The following is a 15666-nucleotide window of genomic DNA, read 5'->3' as shown; positions in this document are numbered from 1 at the left end:
CGGGGTCAGGCCTGCGGCCAGGTGATCCATTCGAACGGGATCGCGGAATCGGTGCGCCGTACGTCGCGCGGGGCGAGTACCTTCCCGGCCACGAGGGCCCGGGCGACGAGACGCGCGACCTCGACGGCGCCGCGGGGCTGGAAGTGCGTGTTGTCCTGTCGCCCGTCGGGGTAGTTGGGCGACTGTCCCGGCTCCAGCCAGTTGAAGTACTCCAACGTGCCTTCGGAGCCGAGTTCCTGCCAGCGCGCGAGGGTGAGCGCCTGGAGGTCGAGCAGCGGTACGCGCTCCTCGGCGGCGAGCGCGCGCACCGCGGCCGGGTAATCGCCGTGAGTGGGCTTCGCCGTACCGTCGGCCGCGAAGCGGCGGCGCTCCACCGGCGTGAGCAGGACCGGCCGCGCCCGGCGTGACCGTGCGCCGTGCACGTACTGGCGCAGGTGGTCCTGGTAGGTGGTGTACGGGTCGGTGCCGCGGGCCGGGTCCTCGGTCTTCTCGTCGTTGTGACCGAACTGGATCAGCAGGAGGTCGCCCTCACGGACCTCCTCCAGCAGGGCGGCGAGCCGGCCCTCGTCGACGAAGCTCTTCGAACTGCGGCCGTTCATGGCGTGGTTGGCGACCGTCAGGGTGCGGCCCAGAAAGAACGGCAGGGCCATGCCCCAGCCGGTCTCGGGCGCCGCGTCGGCGTACTTCTGCGCGGCCGTCGAGTCGCCGGCGATGTACAGGGTGCGGGGGCGCGGGCGGCCGTGCGCCGCCTCGGCAGCGGGAGTGGCGAGCACGAGGGGCAGCGCGGCGAGGGCGGCCGCGGTCTGCCTGCGGGTGAGCGACACGGTGAAACTGCCTCTCTCGTGGATGCGTAGCGGTGCGTACGCGGGGCGTACGGCGGTACGGGGTGCAGGAGGAGAAGTGCAGGAGCAGAGGGGGACCGGCGGCGGGACGCGACCCGAACCTCCGCCGGTCCCCGGTCACCGGGGTGCCGGACTGACCAGGGTCTTTCGTTTGGATCAGGCTGGATCAGGGAGCGGGGTCCGGTGCCGTGCATCGCAAGGCGGAGGAGGGAGTCATGGCGAGTAGGGCCTCCCCTGCTCGAGCGCAGCCGAGATCTCGGGGAACCTGACGGCCGACGACAACGCCGCGAGGTGCGGCGGAGGACCCCGCGAGCCCAGCCTGATCCGAACGAGAGGCCCTGAGGGCCGGATCAGCCGTTGCCGATCTCCTTCCACTCCTTCTGGGCCTTGTTCAGCTCGTCCGCGATCTTGTCCAGGAAGGCCTTGGCCGTGACCTTGCCGAGCAGCAGCTTCTGGAACTCCGGCTCGTTGTCCGCCTTGCTGATGTTGTTCCAGTCCGGCAGGTAGTACGGCAGCTGCACGATCTTGGTGGAACCGTCGGTGAGGGCCTTCGCGGCGAGCTCGGTCGGCTCGGTGGCGCTGATCCACGGGTCCTTGGCGGCCTCGGTGTTGGCCGGGATGGCGCCCGCGGACTCGTTCCACTTGCTGTTCGACTCGTGCGAGGCGGCGAACTCGATGAACTTCCAGGCGGCCGTCTTGTTCTTGCTCGACCGGAACAGACCGAGTCCGTCGACCGGGTTGGAGACCTGGACCCGGGTGCCGCCGTCACCGATCGGGTTGGGTATGCCGGCGAACTTGTCCTCGCCCAGCGCCTTCAGGTGGTCCTGGTAGGAGCCGAGGTTGTGGCTCAGCATGCCGATGGTGCCGGTGTCGAACTGGGCGACCATCTTGGTGAAGTCGTTGTTGACGTCGGCGGCGGGCGTCGTCTTCTTGTACAGCGCCACGTACTTCTCCAGCGCGGCGACGTTCTTCGGGTCGTTGAGCGTCGTCTTGTCGCCGCTCCAGAACTCGGTGATGCCGGACTGTCCGTACGACGCGTCGATCGCCTGGGCGATGGAGCCGGCGCCGCCGCGGATGGTGTAGCCGAACTTGTTGTCCTTGGAGTCGGTGAGCTTCTCGGCCGCCTTGTAGAAGTTGGCCCAGGTGGTGGGCGCTTCGAGGCCCGCGGACTTGAACAGGTCGGTGCGGTACCAGAGTGCGCCGTTGTTGGCGGAGGTCGGCACGGAGTACATGTCGTCGCCCCGGCCGCCCGCGTCCTTGACGCTCGCGACCATGCCCTCGACGAGCTTGCCGTTGAGGGCGGAGTCCTTGATGCGGTCGTTGAGCGGGTCGAGGGCCTCCTGCGAGACCATGTTGGCGAGGTAGGCGGTGCCGACGCCACCGACGTCCGGCAGGCCGCCGCCCGCGATGGCCGTGTCGTACTTGGACTGCACGTCGGCGATCGGGATCGGGACGTACTTGACCTTGATGTCCGGGTACTTCTTCTCGAAGTCCTTGATGATCTCGGTCCAGATGGCGGTGCGCGGACCACCGTTGTTGTCCCAGAAGGTGATCTCGCCCTTGCCGCTGCCCTCGGTCCCCTTGTCGCTGCCGTCGTCACCGCAGGCGGTCGCGGTCAGTGCGAGCACCGCGGCAAGGGAGACAGCGGCCGTGGCACGCCCCCGCTGCGTCTTCGAGATGTTCATGATCGGCTCTTCTCTCTCGGTTCTCTCGGTCCGTGCGCATGAGTGGGGGGTTCGGTGGTTCCGGTGCCGGCGGGCCGGCGTCCTGAATCGGCCCGGCCGATACGGGTCAGGGGGTGGCGCGGAATCCGGTGAAGCAGGCCGTCCCGGCCGGCCCCGTCCCGGGCGGTGCGGTGGCGAACAGGCCGAGCAGTGCGCCGACCCAGCGCCACGGGGTGGCGGCGAAGACCTGGCCCGAGGGCCTGAATCCGGTCCCGTCCCCGGTGTCGGCGAAGAAGCGGCAGCGGGCGCCGGGGGCGACCTCGATCCGCAGCCGGGCCGTGCCGTCGGGGGCCGCCCTGCTGTGCGCCGCGTCGCGTTCGTGCTCGGCGACCGTCTCGGCGTACCGGTGCACGAGCCGTATCCCGTCGCCGCCGTCCGCCGTCCGCTCCAGGCCGATCCAGCTGAACGCGTCCCCGAGCACCGCGAGACCGGCCTTGGCCCCCGGCACCTCGCTGCCCAGGGCGAGATCGGCCTCGACGGTGAACGTCTCGGCGGGCAGCCGCTGGACCAGCACGTTGGGCAAGGCCCGCAGATCGTGTGCGTACGCGGTCCGTACGCAGCTGAGCCGCAGCCCGTCCCCACCGTGCTCGACGGTCCAGCCGGGCCGGGGGTTGGCCGTCCACTGCCACTGCCTGCCGTACCGGCCGCCCGGGAAGCTGTCGCCACTGGCCGGGGCCGCCGCGGACTGCTCGGGCGCGACCGGTTTGGTGTGTACGGTGACGGGCTCGCCCCCTTCCCCGATGACCGGCCAGCCGCCGTCCCCCGCGTCCCAGCGCATCGGCTGGAGGTGGACCACCCGCCCGTACGCCCCGCGCTCCTGGAAGTGCAGGAACCAGTCCTCGCCCGCCGCGGTCGTGACCCAGCCGCCCTGGTGCGGCCCGTTGACCTCGGTACGGCCCTGGGCGAGGACGACGCGCTCCTCGTACGGCCCGAAGAACTCCCGGGAGCGGAAGGCGCCCTGCCAGCCGGTGCTCACGCCGCCGGCCGGGGCGAGGATCCAGAACTCGCCGCCGCGCCGGTAGAGCTTGGGGCCCTCCAGGGTGAACCAGCCGGGGATGGTGTCGGCGTCGATCAGGGTCTTGCCCTCGTCGAGGAGCCCCCGTCCGTCGGGGCTCATCCGGTGGCCGGTGAGCCGGTTCTTGATGCCGGAGCGCGACTTGGCCCAGGCGTGCACCAGGTATGCCTCGCCTGTCTCCTCGTCCCACAGCGGGCAGGCGTCGATCAGTCCCTTGCCGCCCTTGACCAGATGGGGTGCGCTCCACGGGCCGCGGACGTCCTCGGCGTTGATCTGCTGGATGCCGTGGTCGGGGTCGCCCCAGAAGATCCAGAACCGTCCGGCGTGGTGCCGCAGCGACGGCGCCCACACCCCGCAGTCGTGCCGGGGCACGGCGAAGTCGGCGGCCGGCTCCAGCCGGTCCAGGGCGTGGCCGATGAGGGTCCAGTTGACGAGGTCGCGCGAGTGCAGCAGCGGCAGTCCGGGGACCCGGCCGAAGCTGGAGGCCGTGAGGTAGAAGTCGTCGCCGACCCGCACCACGTCGGGGTCGGACCAGTCGGCGTTCAGCACCGGGTTGCGGTAGGTGCCGTCGCCCAGGTCGGCGGTCCAGGGGCGCTCGCCGGCCGCGCTCACGCGGTCACCGCCCGGCGGACGTAGGCGGCGGCCTCGTCCCGGCCGAGCCGGCCGTCCGCGACGACCGTGACGATCCGGCGCACGATCGTCGCGCCTGCGGGAACGGGGAGGCGGTGGGCGGCGGCGAGGGAGGAGCCGACGCCGGGGTACTCGGTGGTCCGCACGAACCACGGGTCCCGGCGGGTCTCCTCGGTCGCCCCGGCGAAGACCAGGGTCCAGCCGTCGCCGCTCAACGCCACCCAGTCGGCAGCCTTCCCGTGCACCGCCTCCTCGCCGTCCGCGGACCCGCTGAAAACGGCGGGCGCCGAGGCCTCCTTGGGCGCTCGCCAGAAGAAGCCGCCGTATCCGGCGCCCGGCCGGCCGTTGGTGGCGGGGCTGCCGATCGACAGGTCCGAGGTGCCCCGGTTAGTGAGCGAGAAGGAGAAGTCCAGCGCCCAGGCGGTGGCGGAGAGTTCGGCCGCGGCGACCGTGCGGTGCTCCCGCAGCAGTTCGGTGTCGCCGGCCGCCCAGCTGAGCTCCTCGACGAACCCGTCCGGGTCGCGGAGCTTCCAGCCGAGGTGGCGCTGGACCCCGTGGTTGTCGAGCACGGTGGGGCCCTGGTCACGGACGAAGGTGCGCCCGCCCCAGAAGTTGTGCCCGGCGACGTCCGGGACGGCGACGGAGGTGCCCAGGTGGTGGACGTGGTCGGCCGGGCGCTCCTCGGTGACGGAGGTACCGGCGAGGGTGGTGACCGGGTGGAGGTAGGGGCGGCCGTCGGTGGCGGGGAGGTAGGTGTAGCGGCCGACCGGGCGGCCTGCGCAGCTCAGCAGTGCGGTGGTCGTCACGATGAACTCACCTCGGTGGTAGGTCCTGTCCGGGGTTCCAGCGCGGGATAAGGAGCGGCGCCCGGTGCCGTCGGATCCAAGGCGGAGGAGGGGGGGATGGCGGATGGGGCCTCCCCTGCTCGAGCGAAGCCGAGAGATCGGGGAACATCGCGACTGACGACAACGCCGGAGGCGGCGGTGCCGGGCGCCGCGACGCCGCGGGGGAACCCCAGACCGGACCTGGCCGCCCAGGGGGCGCCGAGTTCGGAGAAGAGGGTGAGGGTGTCGGCGCCCGCGGCGACCAGTTGGTCGATCCCGCGCACCACCCGGCGGGGGGCGGTGGAGGCGGTTGCCGGCACGGTGTACCAGGCGTCGTCCGGCAGGGCGCGGGGCTCGGGGGCGGTCCGTACGGCCTCGACGACCTCCATGAACGCGCCGGTGCGGTGCGGCGGTACGAGCAGGGCCCTGTCCCGCACCAGGTGATCGACGAGGTTCTCCAGGAGATCGGTCCGTCCGTGCACCGCCTCCTCGGGGCCGTGTCCGGCGCGCTGGACGAGGACGCGGTCCTGCTTGTACCAGAAGGTGATCCGGCCGCGGTCGCCGTGGACGATCACATAGGGCTCCCCGGCCTGTTCCGCGCAGAGGGTGACGGCGGCGGTGACCGGGATCCCGGCTGCGGTGGTGATGCGTACGCAGGAGGTGTCGTCGGCCTCGATGTCGTGGGCGCGGAACAGCTCGGTCTCGACTCCGGTGATGTCCTCGGCCGTGCCGCTGCCGGCGAGTTCGAGGGCGGTGGCGACGGCGTGGGCCAGCGGATTGGTCAGGACCCCGTCGACGACGTCCGTGTCACCGATCCGGCGCCGCCCGGCCCAGGGCGCCCGCCGGTAGTAGGCCTCGTCCCGGACCCAGGCGCCCGCGGCCCCGTAGCCCTGGACGGTGCCGATGGCGCCGGTGCGCACGAGCTCGCGGATGGCGGGCACGGCGTGCGAGCCGAAGGACTGGAAACCCACCTGGCAGGCGATGCCGGACTGCCGCACCCCGGCGAGGATCCGTTCGAAGTCGGCCCGGGTCGCGGCGGTCGGCTTCTCCAGCAGGAGGTGGACGCCTCGTCCGGCGGCGGTGAGCGCCAGTTCGGCGTGGGTCTGGATCGGGGTGCAGATGACGGCGGCGCGGGCCCCGGTGGAGTCCAGGAGCGCACCGAAGTTGGCGGACTGCTCGGGGAGTTCACCCGCGAAGGCGTGCAGTTCGCCGTCGTCGAGCGGCTTCAACTCGCAGACGCCCGCGAGCCGGACGAGGCCCTGGTGCTGGAGACGGCGGATGTTGGCGAGGTGCCAGCAGCCGTGGCCGCGGGCGCCCGCGAGCACGATCGGGACGGGTGTCAGGGACGGCATGTCCGTCACCCCTTCACTGCGCCGGCGCTGAAGCCGGTGATGAGCCACTTCTGGATGAAGGCGAAGACGATCACCACGGGGACCGCGGCGATCACTCCGCCCGCGGCGAGCGCACCCAGGTCGACGCTGTCCGCGCCGATGAGGGTGTTCAGGCCGACCGGGATCGTCTGCTTGTCCTGCTCGCTGAGGAACATCAGGGCGAACAGGAAGTGGTTCCAGCTGTGCACGAAGGCGAAGGAGCCGACCGCGATGAGTCCCGGCCGCAGCAGCGGCAGCACCACCGCGCAGAAGGCCCGGAATCGCGAGCAGCCGTCCACCCAGGCGGCCTCCTCCAGGGAGACCGGCACGTTCTTGATGAATCCGCTGATCAGGATGATGGAGAGCGGCAGCTGGAACACCGTCTCGGCGATGACCACGCTCCCCAGGGAGTTGATCATCTGGAGGTTCTTGAAGATCTCGAAGAGCGGTACGAGCATCAGCGCGCCCGGGATGAACTGCGAGCAGAGCAGCGCCAGCATGAAGCCGTTCTTGATCCTGAAGTTGAACCGGGCGAGCGCGTAGCCGCCGGCCAGCGCGACGAGCGTCGTGCAGACCAGGGTGCAGACCCCGACGATCATGCTGTTCTGGAAGAAGACGGCGAAGCTGCGCTCGTTCCAGACCTTGGAGAAGTGCTCCCCGGTCATCGGCCAGGGCACCAGCGAGGTGGAGCCCGCGGGGCGCACGGCGAACAGGAACATCCAGTAGAACGGGATGAGGGTGAAGACGAGGTAGATGCCGAGCGGTACGTAGATCTGCCAGCGCGGTACGTCGTCGAAGGCGCGTTCGCGGCCGGGCTTGGAGCGCCGGCGCGCGGCAGGCGTGCGGCTGTCCTGGACGGGCGGTCGTGCGGCGTCGGTGCTGTTCTTCTCGGCCAGTGCGGCAGTCACTTGTGGTCGCCTCCGAACTTGCTCAGGCGCAGATAGACGATCGAGCAGAAGAGGAGGATCACGAAGGCGACAGTGGTGAGCGCGGAGGCGTACCCGAAGTCGTGGCCCTCGATGCCGGTGTTGGCGACATAGAGCGGCAGGGTGGTGGTCTCGCCGGCCGGTCCGCCGCCGGTGAGGGTGTAGAGCAGGTCGACGTTGTTGAACTCCCAGACACCGCGCAGCAGCGTCGACAGGATGATCGCGTCCCGCAGGTGGGGCAGGGTGATGTGGAAGAACTGCCGCATCCGCCCGGCGCCGTCGACGGACGCCGCCTCGTACAGCTCCTTGGAGACGGACTGCAGGTCGGCAAGGATGAGGATGGCGAAGAAGGGGACTCCGCGCCAGAGTTCGGCGACGGTCGCGGCCCAGAAGACGGTTCCGGTGTCGGAGAGCACGGAGGTGCCGTAGTCGCCGATCCCGGCGTCCGCGAGGTAGCGGCTGAACCCGGTCGAGGAGTTGTAGAGCAGGATCCAGATGGTGCTGGTCAGCACGCCGGAGACGGCCCACGGCGAGAAGACCATGGCGCGGGAGATGCCGCGGCCGATGAAGCTCTGGTTGACGATCAGAGCGAGCGCGAGCCCGAGGGTGAGCTGGAGCGCGACCTGGACGACCACCCACTGGGCGCTGAAGCCCAGCGTCGTCCAGAACTGGTCGTCGTCGGTGAAGATCCGGGTGAAGTTGTCGAAGCCCGCGAAGCCGTTCCGCCACGGCTTGGTGACGTTGTAGTTCTGCAGGCTGTAGTAGAAGACGCTGATCACCGGGTAGGCGATGAAGCCCAGCATCAGCAGCCCCGCGGGGGCGATCAGCAGATACGGCAGTCGGCGGGGGCTCGCGGAGCGGCGCCTGGGCACCTTGGGCGGTGTGGCCACAGCGGCGGCTTGGGCCATGACACGTCTCCGTTCTCTCTCAGGTACGGGGTGCACGGTGGTGCTGAGGGTGCGTGAGGGTGCTGTGCATGGTGATGCGTGTAGTGCGCAAGCGCTTGCCGCATGATGTTCGATATACCGAACGAAGCGGTGCGCCCGAATTCTGCTGGGCCGTTCAGCCGGCGTAGGGGTCGGGGACTTCTCCCGGCCGGGCCAGGAAGGCGAAGTCGCAGCCGGTGTCGGCCTGGGTGATCTGGTCGTGGTACAGCGCCCCGTAGCCGCGCTCGTACCGGGTGGCCGGTGGCGTCCACTCGGCCCTGCGCCGCGTCAGCTCCTCTTCCGTCACGTCGAGTTGGAGCAGGCGCGCATCGACGTCCAGAGTGATGGAGTCACCGGTGCGGACCAGTGCGAGCGGGCCGCCGACGTACGACTCGGGGGCGATGTGCAGGACGCAGGCGCCGTAACTGGTGCCGCTCATCCGGGCGTCGGAGATCCGCACCATGTCCCGTACGCCCTGCTTCAGCAGGTAGTCGGGGATCGGCAGCATGCCGTACTCGGGCATCCCGGGGCCGCCCTTGGGTCCGGCGTTGCGGAGCACCAGCACATGGTCCGGAGTGAGGGCCAGGGCCGGGTCGTTGATGGTGCGCTGCATCTCCCTGTAGTCGTCGAAGACGACCGCGGGGCCGGTGTGGCGCAGCAGGTGGGGCTCGGCGGCGATGTGCTTGATGACCGCCCCGTCCGGGCAGAGGTTGCCGCGCAGCACCGCCACGCCGCCTTCCCGGGCGAGGGGGTTGGAGCGCTCCCGTATGACGTCGTCGTTGTGCACGAGTGCGCCGTCGAGCTGTTCGCGCAGGGTGTCGTGCGTGACCGTGGGCCGGTCCAGGTGCAGGACGTCGGTCAGCCGGGCGAGGAACCCGGGCAGTCCGCCGGCGAAGTGGAAGTCCTCCATGAGGTACTTCCCACCGGGGCGCAGATTGGCCAGCACCGGCACGGTGCGGGCGATGCGGTCGAAGTCGTCCAGGGTGAGCTTGATGCCGGAGCGGCCCGCCATGGCGATCAGGTGGATGACGGCGTTGGTGGAGCCTCCGAGCGCGAGGACGGTGGCGACGGCGTCCTCGTACGCCTCCGCGGTCAGGATCGACGACAGATTCCGCTGCTGCCACACCAGTTCGACGATCCGGAGGCCCGACTGCGCCGCCATCCGGTCGTGGCCGGAGTCGACGGCCGGGATGGAGGAGGCGCCGGGGACGGTGACGCCGAGTGCCTCGGCGGCGGCGGTGAGGGTCGAGGCGGTGCCCATCGTCATGCAGTGGCCGGGTGAGCGGGCCAGCCCGTTCTCCAGTTCGTCCATCTCGCAGTCGCCGATGAGTCCGGCCCGCTTGTCGTCCCAGTACTTCCACATGTCGGTGCCGGAACCCAGCACTTCGTTGCGCCAGTGCCCCGGCAGCATCGGCCCGGCGGGCACGAACACGGCCGGCAGGTCGACGGAGGCCGCCCCCATCAGCAGTGCGGGCGTCGACTTGTCGCAACCGCCCAGCAGCACCGCGCCGTCGACGGGATAGGAGCGCAGCAGCTCCTCCGTCTCCATCGCCAGCATGTTGCGGTAGAGCATCGGGGTCGGCTTCTGGAACGTCTCCGAAAGGGTGGAGACCGGGAATTCGAGCGGGAAGCCGCCCGCCTGCCAGACACCGCGCTTGACCGCCTGGGCGCGGTCGCGCAGATGGACGTGGCACGGGTTGATGTCGGACCAGGTGTTGAGGATCGCGATGACCGGCTTGCCCAGGTGCTCCTCGGGGAGGTAGCCCAGCTGGCGGGTGCGGGCCCGGTGGCTGAAGGAGCGCAGCCCGTCGGTGCCGTACCACTGGTGGCTGCGCAGTTCCTCGGGGGCGATGCGGCTCATATGGACCACCCGGCGACCTGGTCGGCGACCTCGGCGCGCTGCGACTCGGGCAGCACCCGGCTGGGCGGGCGCACGTCGCGACGGCACAGGCCGAGCGAGGCCAGCGCCTCCTTGACGACGGTCACGTTGTTGGCGGACTGCCGGTCGGCGCGCAGTTCCTCGAAGCGGCGGATCTGCTCCCAGACCTTCATGGCGGCCGGATGGTCACCGGCCCGCAGCGCCTCCAGCATGGCCATCGAGACTCCGGGGGCGATGTTGACGAGCCCGGAGGTGAATCCGGTGGCGCCCGCGGAGAAGTAGGCGGGGGCGTACAGCTCGGCGAGGCCCGCGACCCAGACGAACCGGTCCAGGCCCGCGTCCCGGGCGAAGGCGGCGAAGCGCGCGGCGTCCGGAACGGCGTACTTGACGCCGATGACGTTGGGGCAGCTGTCGGCGAGGACCGCCAGGCACTCACCGTCGAGGTGCGGGTTGCGGATGTAGGGGACGACACCGAGCCCGGGGACGGCTTCGGCGATGGCCCGGTGGTAGTCGATCCAGCCGTCCTGCGAGACGTACGGGTGGACCGGCTGGTGCACCATCACCATCTCGGCGCCGGCGTCGCGGGCGTGCTCGGCGGCGGCGACCGCGGTCGGCACGTCGTGCCCGACGCCGACCAGGATCGTGGCGCGCCCGCCGGCCTCGTCGATGGTCAGCTCGGTGACGGTGCGCCGCTCCTCGGGGGTGAGCGCGTAGAACTCCCCGGTGTTGCCGTTCGGGGTGAGGATGCGTACGCCGCCGTCGAGCATCCGTCGCAGCAGGACGCGGTGCGCCGCCGTGTCGATGGTGCCGTCCTCGGCGAACGGGGTCACCGGGATCGCCACGACGTCTGCGAGGGCCGCCTTCAGCGGTGTGAGGTCCATGCGGACAGGCCTTTCGTCGGTGTGCTGCTGGTTCACGCCGCGTCACCCCCGTCTTCGTCGTCGGGGAACGCGCGGCGTACGAACGACGCGATGTGGTCGTGCAGAGCCCCGGCCGCCGCGTCCGCGTCGTCGGCGAGCGCGAGCCGCAGGATCTCCCGGTGCTCGGCCGCCTCCCGCTCCCAGGACGGGTTGTTCGCCCATGCGACCGTCGAAACGAGAGCCGCCTGGTCGCGGACCTCGTCGAGCATCCGGCCCAGCAGCGGGTTGCCGCAGGGGAGGTAGAGCGCCCGGTGGAAGTCCCGGTTGGCGAGCGACCGGTCGGCCTTGTCGAGCGCCGAGTCGGCACGCTCCAGGGCCTCCTGGGCCGCGTCGAGCGAGGCCTTGCGGGTGATGGAGCGGCGCAGCGCCTCGGGTTCGAGCAGCAGCCGCACGTCGTACACCTCCCGGGCCATGGTCGCGTCGACCAGCCGCACGATTGCGCCCTTGTACTGGCTCATGACGACCAGGCCGGTCCCGGCGAGCGTCTTGAGCGCCTCACGGACGGGGGTCTTGGACACCCCGAACTGTGCGGCGAGTTCGGTCTCGACGAGCGCCTGCCCTGGTCTCAGCTGCGCCGTGAGGATCGCGTGCTTGATCGCCTCCAGCACGTACTGGGTGCGGGACGGAATCGGGGTGGGCGCAAAGGTCATGAGTGAAGGGCTCTCGCATCTCGCGTATCGCGTCTCATATATGACGTACGAAGTACGACGCGATGAAGCTAGAGGCGCCGAGAATGTTTCGTCAACGCTTCTGACAGAAGAACTTCACCGGACTACGGCGTGTGCCCTACACCGATCTCGGGGCCCGGCCACCCCCACCACCCCGCCTACGGCATCCTCCCGATGCCTCCGGGCGGCCTTACGGGCCAGCCTGATCGCGTAACGAACGTGCAGGTCAGGGAGGTTCGGGTGGGCGCGATGGCATGGTCGGCGACAGGGCGGGTACTGCGGGACCGGACGGCGGGCCTGTTCCTCGCGGCGGTCGTGGTGTCCGGTTTCGGAAGCTCCGCGATGTCGCTGGCCGCCGGGATCTGGGTCAAGTCGCTGACGGGCTCGGACAGTCTGGCGGCGCTCGCCCTCTTCGCCGTCTGGCTGCCGGTGCTCTTCGGACCGGCTCTCGGAGCGGTGGCCGACCGGCTGCCGACGAAGCCGCTGCTGGTCTGGTCGAACGTCGTCATGGCCCTGCTGCTGACCACGCTGACCGCGGTGGACTCGGCCGGGCGGATCTGGATCCTGTTCGCGGTGCTCCTGGTGTACGGCACCAGCTCTGCCGTGATGGACGCGGCCGAGTCGGCCGTGGTCGCCCAGGCCGTGGACGCCCGTCTGCTGGGCGACTTCAACGGCCTGCGGATGATGGCGAACGAGGGCATGAAGCTGGTGGCCCCGCTCACCGGCGCGGCCCTCTACGCCCGCTTCGGGGGCGCCGCGGTGGCCCTGCTGGACGCGGTCTCCTTCGCGCTGGCCGCCGGGCTCTACGGGCTGCTTCGGGTACGGAAGCCGGGGCCGGCGGCCGGGGACGGCAAATGGACTGCGGGGGTGCGTCAGGTGTGGGGGTCGCCGGTGCTGCGGCCGCTGGTGCTCGCCGGATCGGTCACGATGCTGTGCGCCGGCCTCAACGGGGCGACGCTGTACGCCGTCGTGGACGGGACGCTCGGCCACTCCCCCGCGTACGCGGGAGTGCTCTCCGCGGCGCAGGGCGTCGGGTCCGTCACGATCGGGCTGCTGGCCGGACCGCTGCTGCGGCGGCTGCCGGAACGGGTGTTCACAGCGGCGGGCATCGCCGTGTTCGCGGTGGCGGTGGGCCTGCGGGCGCTGCCGTACGACGCGGTGGCGCTGGTGGCCTGCGGGCTGATCGGGGTGGGCCTTCCGTGCGTGCTGATCGCCGCGATGACGGCGGTGCAGCGGGAGACGCCGGACGCGGTCCTGGGCCGGGCGGCGGCGACCGCCGGCACGCTGATGTTCGCGCCCAACGCGGTGGCGCTGGCGCTCGGCGCGGGGCTGGTCGCGCTGGTGGACGTGCGGGTGCTGCTGCCCCTGGTGGGCGCGGCGGCACTCCTGCCGGCCGCGCTCCTGCTCACGGGCCGGCGGGGAAAGGCCCCCGCCGGCCCGCGTGCGTCAGCGGCCGAGGCGTGAGAGCGCCCCGGCGACGGCTTCGAGATCCGCCCCCGACGCCAGCCCCGCGTGGTACAGGCGCAGTTGGTTCGCGCCGAGCGAGGCCGCGTGCTCGGCGTCGCGCTCCAGCGTGTCCGGGCTGCCGCCCATCCCCCGCACCACGGTGAGGTTGGCCGCGAGAACGCCCCCGCGTCCGGCGAACGGACGGAGCACGGCCTCCCGCGCCGCGTCACCACCCGTACAGGGCAGCACCACACCGTCCGCCACGGACAGGATGTGCTCAGGGTCGACACCCACGTTGGCACCGGAGCGGTACGACGCGGGATCCGCGTGCAGCAGCACCTGGAATCCCGGGGCCGCGGCCGCCCGCACCGCGGCGACCACCGACTCCTGGAGCCCCTGCGCCACCTCGGTACGCCACCGGAGCGTGGCGGCGGCGAGATCCGCGCCGAGCAGCTTCTCGACGCCGCCCCACCCTTCCGTGGCACCGGCACCGGCCCAGACCGGCTCCAGCGCCCCCCGCACGGCACGGCTCAACTCCTCGGCGTCCAGCCCCTGCTCCCCGTACCCGGCCCGGCAGTCCGGGCAGAAGCACAACGACATCAGGTACTGCGCCGCGTCGCCCAGACCGACGCCCGCGACCTTGTCGTGGGCGTGCAGATGCGCGAAGCCGTACCAGCCGCACGACTCCAGTTCACTGCCGCGTGCCCCGTTGCGTACCGCCGCCTCCGCGGCCAGGTTCACCAGATACGCCCGGACCTCGGGCCGGGCGATGCAGGGGGCCCAGGGGTAGCGGTCCCCGTAGGCGTTGACCACGGAGGTCTCCGGGTGCTCCGCGCCCAGCCGGGAGCTGTGCGCCAGCACGACCCAACTGTGCACGTCGAGCCCGGCACCGGCCAGCGCCTCGGCGGCCTCCGCGTAGGCGTCGTCGGAGTCCACCCAGGCCTGGGTGTACGGCCGCAACCCGCGCCCCGCCCACCGGCCGGCGTCCGGCGGGTAGAGCACCGCGGCGTACTCGGCCGTCACGATGCGGCGCGAGGGGTGGCGCGGGGTCAGCGCCCGGGTGGAGTGGTAGGTGGCGGCGAGCGTCACCTGCTGGACGCCGAGGTCCGCGACGCGGGCGGCCGCGCCGGGGTCCCCGACGACATCCCAGGGATACAGGAACGCGGAGGTCCTCACCCGCGCTCCCCCGCACCGCTGCCCTCCAGCAGCGCACGGCCGGCCCCGATGATCTCCATCAGCTCCTTGATGTGCGCGGCCGGCGGTTCGGTGAGCGGGCTGCGCACCTCGCCGACGTCCAGGCCCTGGAGGCGGACGGCCGCCTTGACCAGCGAGACGGCGTAGCCGCGGCCCTTGGCGCGCAGCTCGACGAGCGGGCGGTAGAAGTGGTCGAGCAGCGCATTGACCACATCGTCGTCGCCCGATTCCAGGGCGCGGTAGAAGGCCAGTGCGATATCGGGCGCGAAGGCGAACACGGCGGAGGAGTAGAGCGTGACGCCGATACCCCGGTAGGCGAGGCCGGTGAGCTCGGCGGTGGGCAGCCCGTTGAAGTACAGGAAGTCCTGGCCGGGCAGTCCCGTACGGACGGCGCTGACGATGCGCTGCATCAGATCGAGGTCGCCGTAGCCGTCCTTGAGACCGATGACGCCCGGCGTCTGCGCCAGCGCGACGACGGTCTCGGGGGTGAAGACGGCGTTGTCGCGCTGGTAGACGATCGTCTCCAGGCCGGTGGCGGCCGCCAGTGCCGTGTAGTGGGCCAGCAGCCCTTCCTGGTCGGCGACGACCAGGTACGGCGGCATGGCGAGGAGCCCGTCCGCGCCCGCCTCCTCGGCGAGCTTCGCGAACTGGACCGCCAGGGCGGTGCCGTATCCGGCGCCCGCCACGACGGGCACCTCACCGGCGGTCTCCTCGACGGCCGCGGCGACGACGAGACGGAACTCCTCGGGCGTCAGGGCGTGGAACTCACCCGTGCCGCAGCAGGCGAAGACAGCCGCCGCACCGGCGTCGACGCCCTTGCGCACGTGCGCGCGGAATGCGTCGAGGTCGACGGAGCCGTCCGGCCCGTAGGCGGTGACGGGGAAGAAGAGCGGCCCGGCGACAGCGGTGAGTCGGGCGGCAAGTGGGGCTGAGGTCACGGGCGCTCCCTGAGCGGTTTCAGGCGTGCACAATTCTGATTGACGTCCATATTCATGAACGCTCTTACGCTAAGGCAGCGGCTTGGGCGGGTCAAGGTGGGGTTACCCCTGTCCGGGGCGCGGGGTTCCGTCCTCAAGCGCCGGACAGGCTCGGTGTGTGCGGGTTGCCCCGCGAGGTGCGCCTGCGCCGGTGGTGGGGGTCCGGGGTCCCTCCGGGGCGTCTCCTCAAACGACGAACGTTCCGCCGGTACGCGGACGACCCGGGTATCTGTTCGTCGTCCTGCGGGGACTCCCCTGCACGCCCCCGGACCCGGCCGTCCCGCGTCTGCACCATTCGTCCCACCGGCGTGCAGACGCGGGTGAG

12 protein-coding genes and 1 pseudogene are annotated in these 15666 nt (G+C 71.3%); 1 reads left to right on the top strand and 12 read right to left on the bottom strand.

Features of this window, described 5'->3' with window-relative positions; translation table 11 throughout:
* Positions 1–5: 5 nt before the first annotated feature.
* The 10 genes and pseudogenes from ACIBJG_RS31425 to ACIBJG_RS31380 form a co-directional block, all read right to left on the bottom strand.
* Positions 6–824, bottom strand: a complete 819-nt coding sequence (locus ACIBJG_RS31425; RefSeq protein ID WP_399312647.1) for a rhamnogalacturonan acetylesterase — start codon at positions 822–824, stop codon at positions 6–8.
* Between the two features lie 368 nt (positions 825–1192).
* On the bottom strand, positions 1193–2527 hold the full coding sequence (locus ACIBJG_RS31420) for an ABC transporter substrate-binding protein (protein WP_399312645.1): 1335 nt from the start codon (positions 2525–2527) through the stop codon (positions 1193–1195).
* A gap of 106 nt (positions 2528–2633) precedes the next feature.
* On the bottom strand, positions 2634–4193 hold the full coding sequence (locus tag ACIBJG_RS31415) for a family 43 glycosylhydrolase (RefSeq protein ID WP_399312643.1): 1560 nt from the start codon (positions 4191–4193) through the stop codon (positions 2634–2636).
* A complete protein-coding gene (locus ACIBJG_RS31410) occupies positions 4190–5017 on the bottom strand; it encodes a PmoA family protein (protein ID WP_399312641.1) in 828 nt (275 codons plus the stop codon). Before ACIBJG_RS31410 ends, ACIBJG_RS31415 begins: the two co-directional genes overlap by 4 nt.
* A gap of 215 nt (positions 5018–5232) precedes the next feature.
* Positions 5233–6387, bottom strand: a pseudogene (locus tag ACIBJG_RS31405) (Gfo/Idh/MocA family protein); the annotation flags it as partial.
* A gap of 5 nt (positions 6388–6392) precedes the next feature.
* Complete coding sequence (locus ACIBJG_RS31400) at positions 6393–7313, bottom strand: carbohydrate ABC transporter permease (RefSeq protein WP_399312639.1); 921 nt, start codon at positions 7311–7313, stop codon at positions 6393–6395.
* Entirely contained in the window at positions 7310–8239 is a 930-nt protein-coding gene (locus ACIBJG_RS31395; RefSeq protein ID WP_326735514.1) for a sugar ABC transporter permease, read from the bottom strand. The genes ACIBJG_RS31400 and ACIBJG_RS31395 overlap by 4 nt, the downstream gene beginning before the upstream one ends.
* A gap of 154 nt (positions 8240–8393) precedes the next feature.
* Complete coding sequence (gene araD, locus ACIBJG_RS31390) at positions 8394–10118, bottom strand: L-arabinonate dehydratase (protein ID WP_399312636.1); 1725 nt, start codon at positions 10116–10118, stop codon at positions 8394–8396.
* Complete coding sequence (locus ACIBJG_RS31385; RefSeq protein WP_399312829.1) at positions 10115–11017, bottom strand: dihydrodipicolinate synthase family protein; 903 nt, start codon at positions 11015–11017, stop codon at positions 10115–10117. Before ACIBJG_RS31385 ends, araD begins: the two co-directional genes overlap by 4 nt.
* Positions 11018–11049: 32 nt before the next feature.
* On the bottom strand, positions 11050–11706 hold the full coding sequence (locus ACIBJG_RS31380) for a GntR family transcriptional regulator (RefSeq protein WP_399312634.1): 657 nt from the start codon (positions 11704–11706) through the stop codon (positions 11050–11052).
* Positions 11707–11973: 267 nt separating this feature from the next.
* Here ACIBJG_RS31380 and ACIBJG_RS31375 point away from each other — a divergent pair, with 267 nt between their 5' ends.
* Entirely contained in the window at positions 11974–13188 is a 1215-nt protein-coding gene (locus ACIBJG_RS31375; protein WP_399312826.1) for an MFS transporter, read from the top strand.
* Here the strand turns inward: ACIBJG_RS31375 and ACIBJG_RS31370 are convergent.
* Both ACIBJG_RS31370 and ACIBJG_RS31365 read right to left on the bottom strand, forming a co-directional pair.
* The gene (locus ACIBJG_RS31370) at positions 13171–14346 is read right to left on the bottom strand and encodes a hypothetical protein (RefSeq protein WP_399312633.1); all 1176 of its coding nucleotides are present in this window, start codon (positions 14344–14346) and stop codon (positions 13171–13173) included. The two genes, ACIBJG_RS31375 and ACIBJG_RS31370, sit on opposite strands and share 18 nt — an antisense overlap.
* Entirely contained in the window at positions 14343–15302 is a 960-nt protein-coding gene (locus ACIBJG_RS31365) for a 5-dehydro-4-deoxyglucarate dehydratase (protein ID WP_399312631.1), read from the bottom strand. Before ACIBJG_RS31365 ends, ACIBJG_RS31370 begins: the two co-directional genes overlap by 4 nt.
* Positions 15303–15666 lie beyond the last annotated feature (364 nt).

The sequence above is a fragment of the Streptomyces sp. NPDC050422 genome (assembly GCF_044458665.1).
Taxonomy (GTDB): Bacteria; Actinomycetota; Actinomycetes; order Streptomycetales; family Streptomycetaceae; genus Streptomyces.
The sequence above is the reverse complement of the archived record's forward strand: the minus strand, read 5'-3'. Positions and strand labels throughout refer to the sequence as shown.

What these genes read in the sequence shown, in the direction of transcription:
- ACIBJG_RS31420 (WP_399312645.1), bottom strand. Translation starts at nt 2,527, where the DNA reads ATGAACATCTCGAAGACGCAGCGGGGGCGTGCCACGGCCGCTGTCTCC.
- araD (WP_399312636.1), bottom strand. Translation starts at nt 10,118, where the DNA reads ATGAGCCGCATCGCCCCCGAGGAACTGCGCAGCCACCAGTGGTACGGC.
- ACIBJG_RS31380 (WP_399312634.1), bottom strand. Translation starts at nt 11,706, where the DNA reads ATGACCTTTGCGCCCACCCCGATTCCGTCCCGCACCCAGTACGTGCTG.
- ACIBJG_RS31375 (WP_399312826.1), top strand. Translation starts at nt 11,974, where the DNA reads ATGGCATGGTCGGCGACAGGGCGGGTACTGCGGGACCGGACGGCGGGC.
- ACIBJG_RS31395 (WP_326735514.1), bottom strand. Translation starts at nt 8,239, where the DNA reads ATGGCCCAAGCCGCCGCTGTGGCCACACCGCCCAAGGTGCCCAGGCGC.
- ACIBJG_RS31385 (WP_399312829.1), bottom strand. Translation starts at nt 11,017, where the DNA reads ATGGACCTCACACCGCTGAAGGCGGCCCTCGCAGACGTCGTGGCGATC.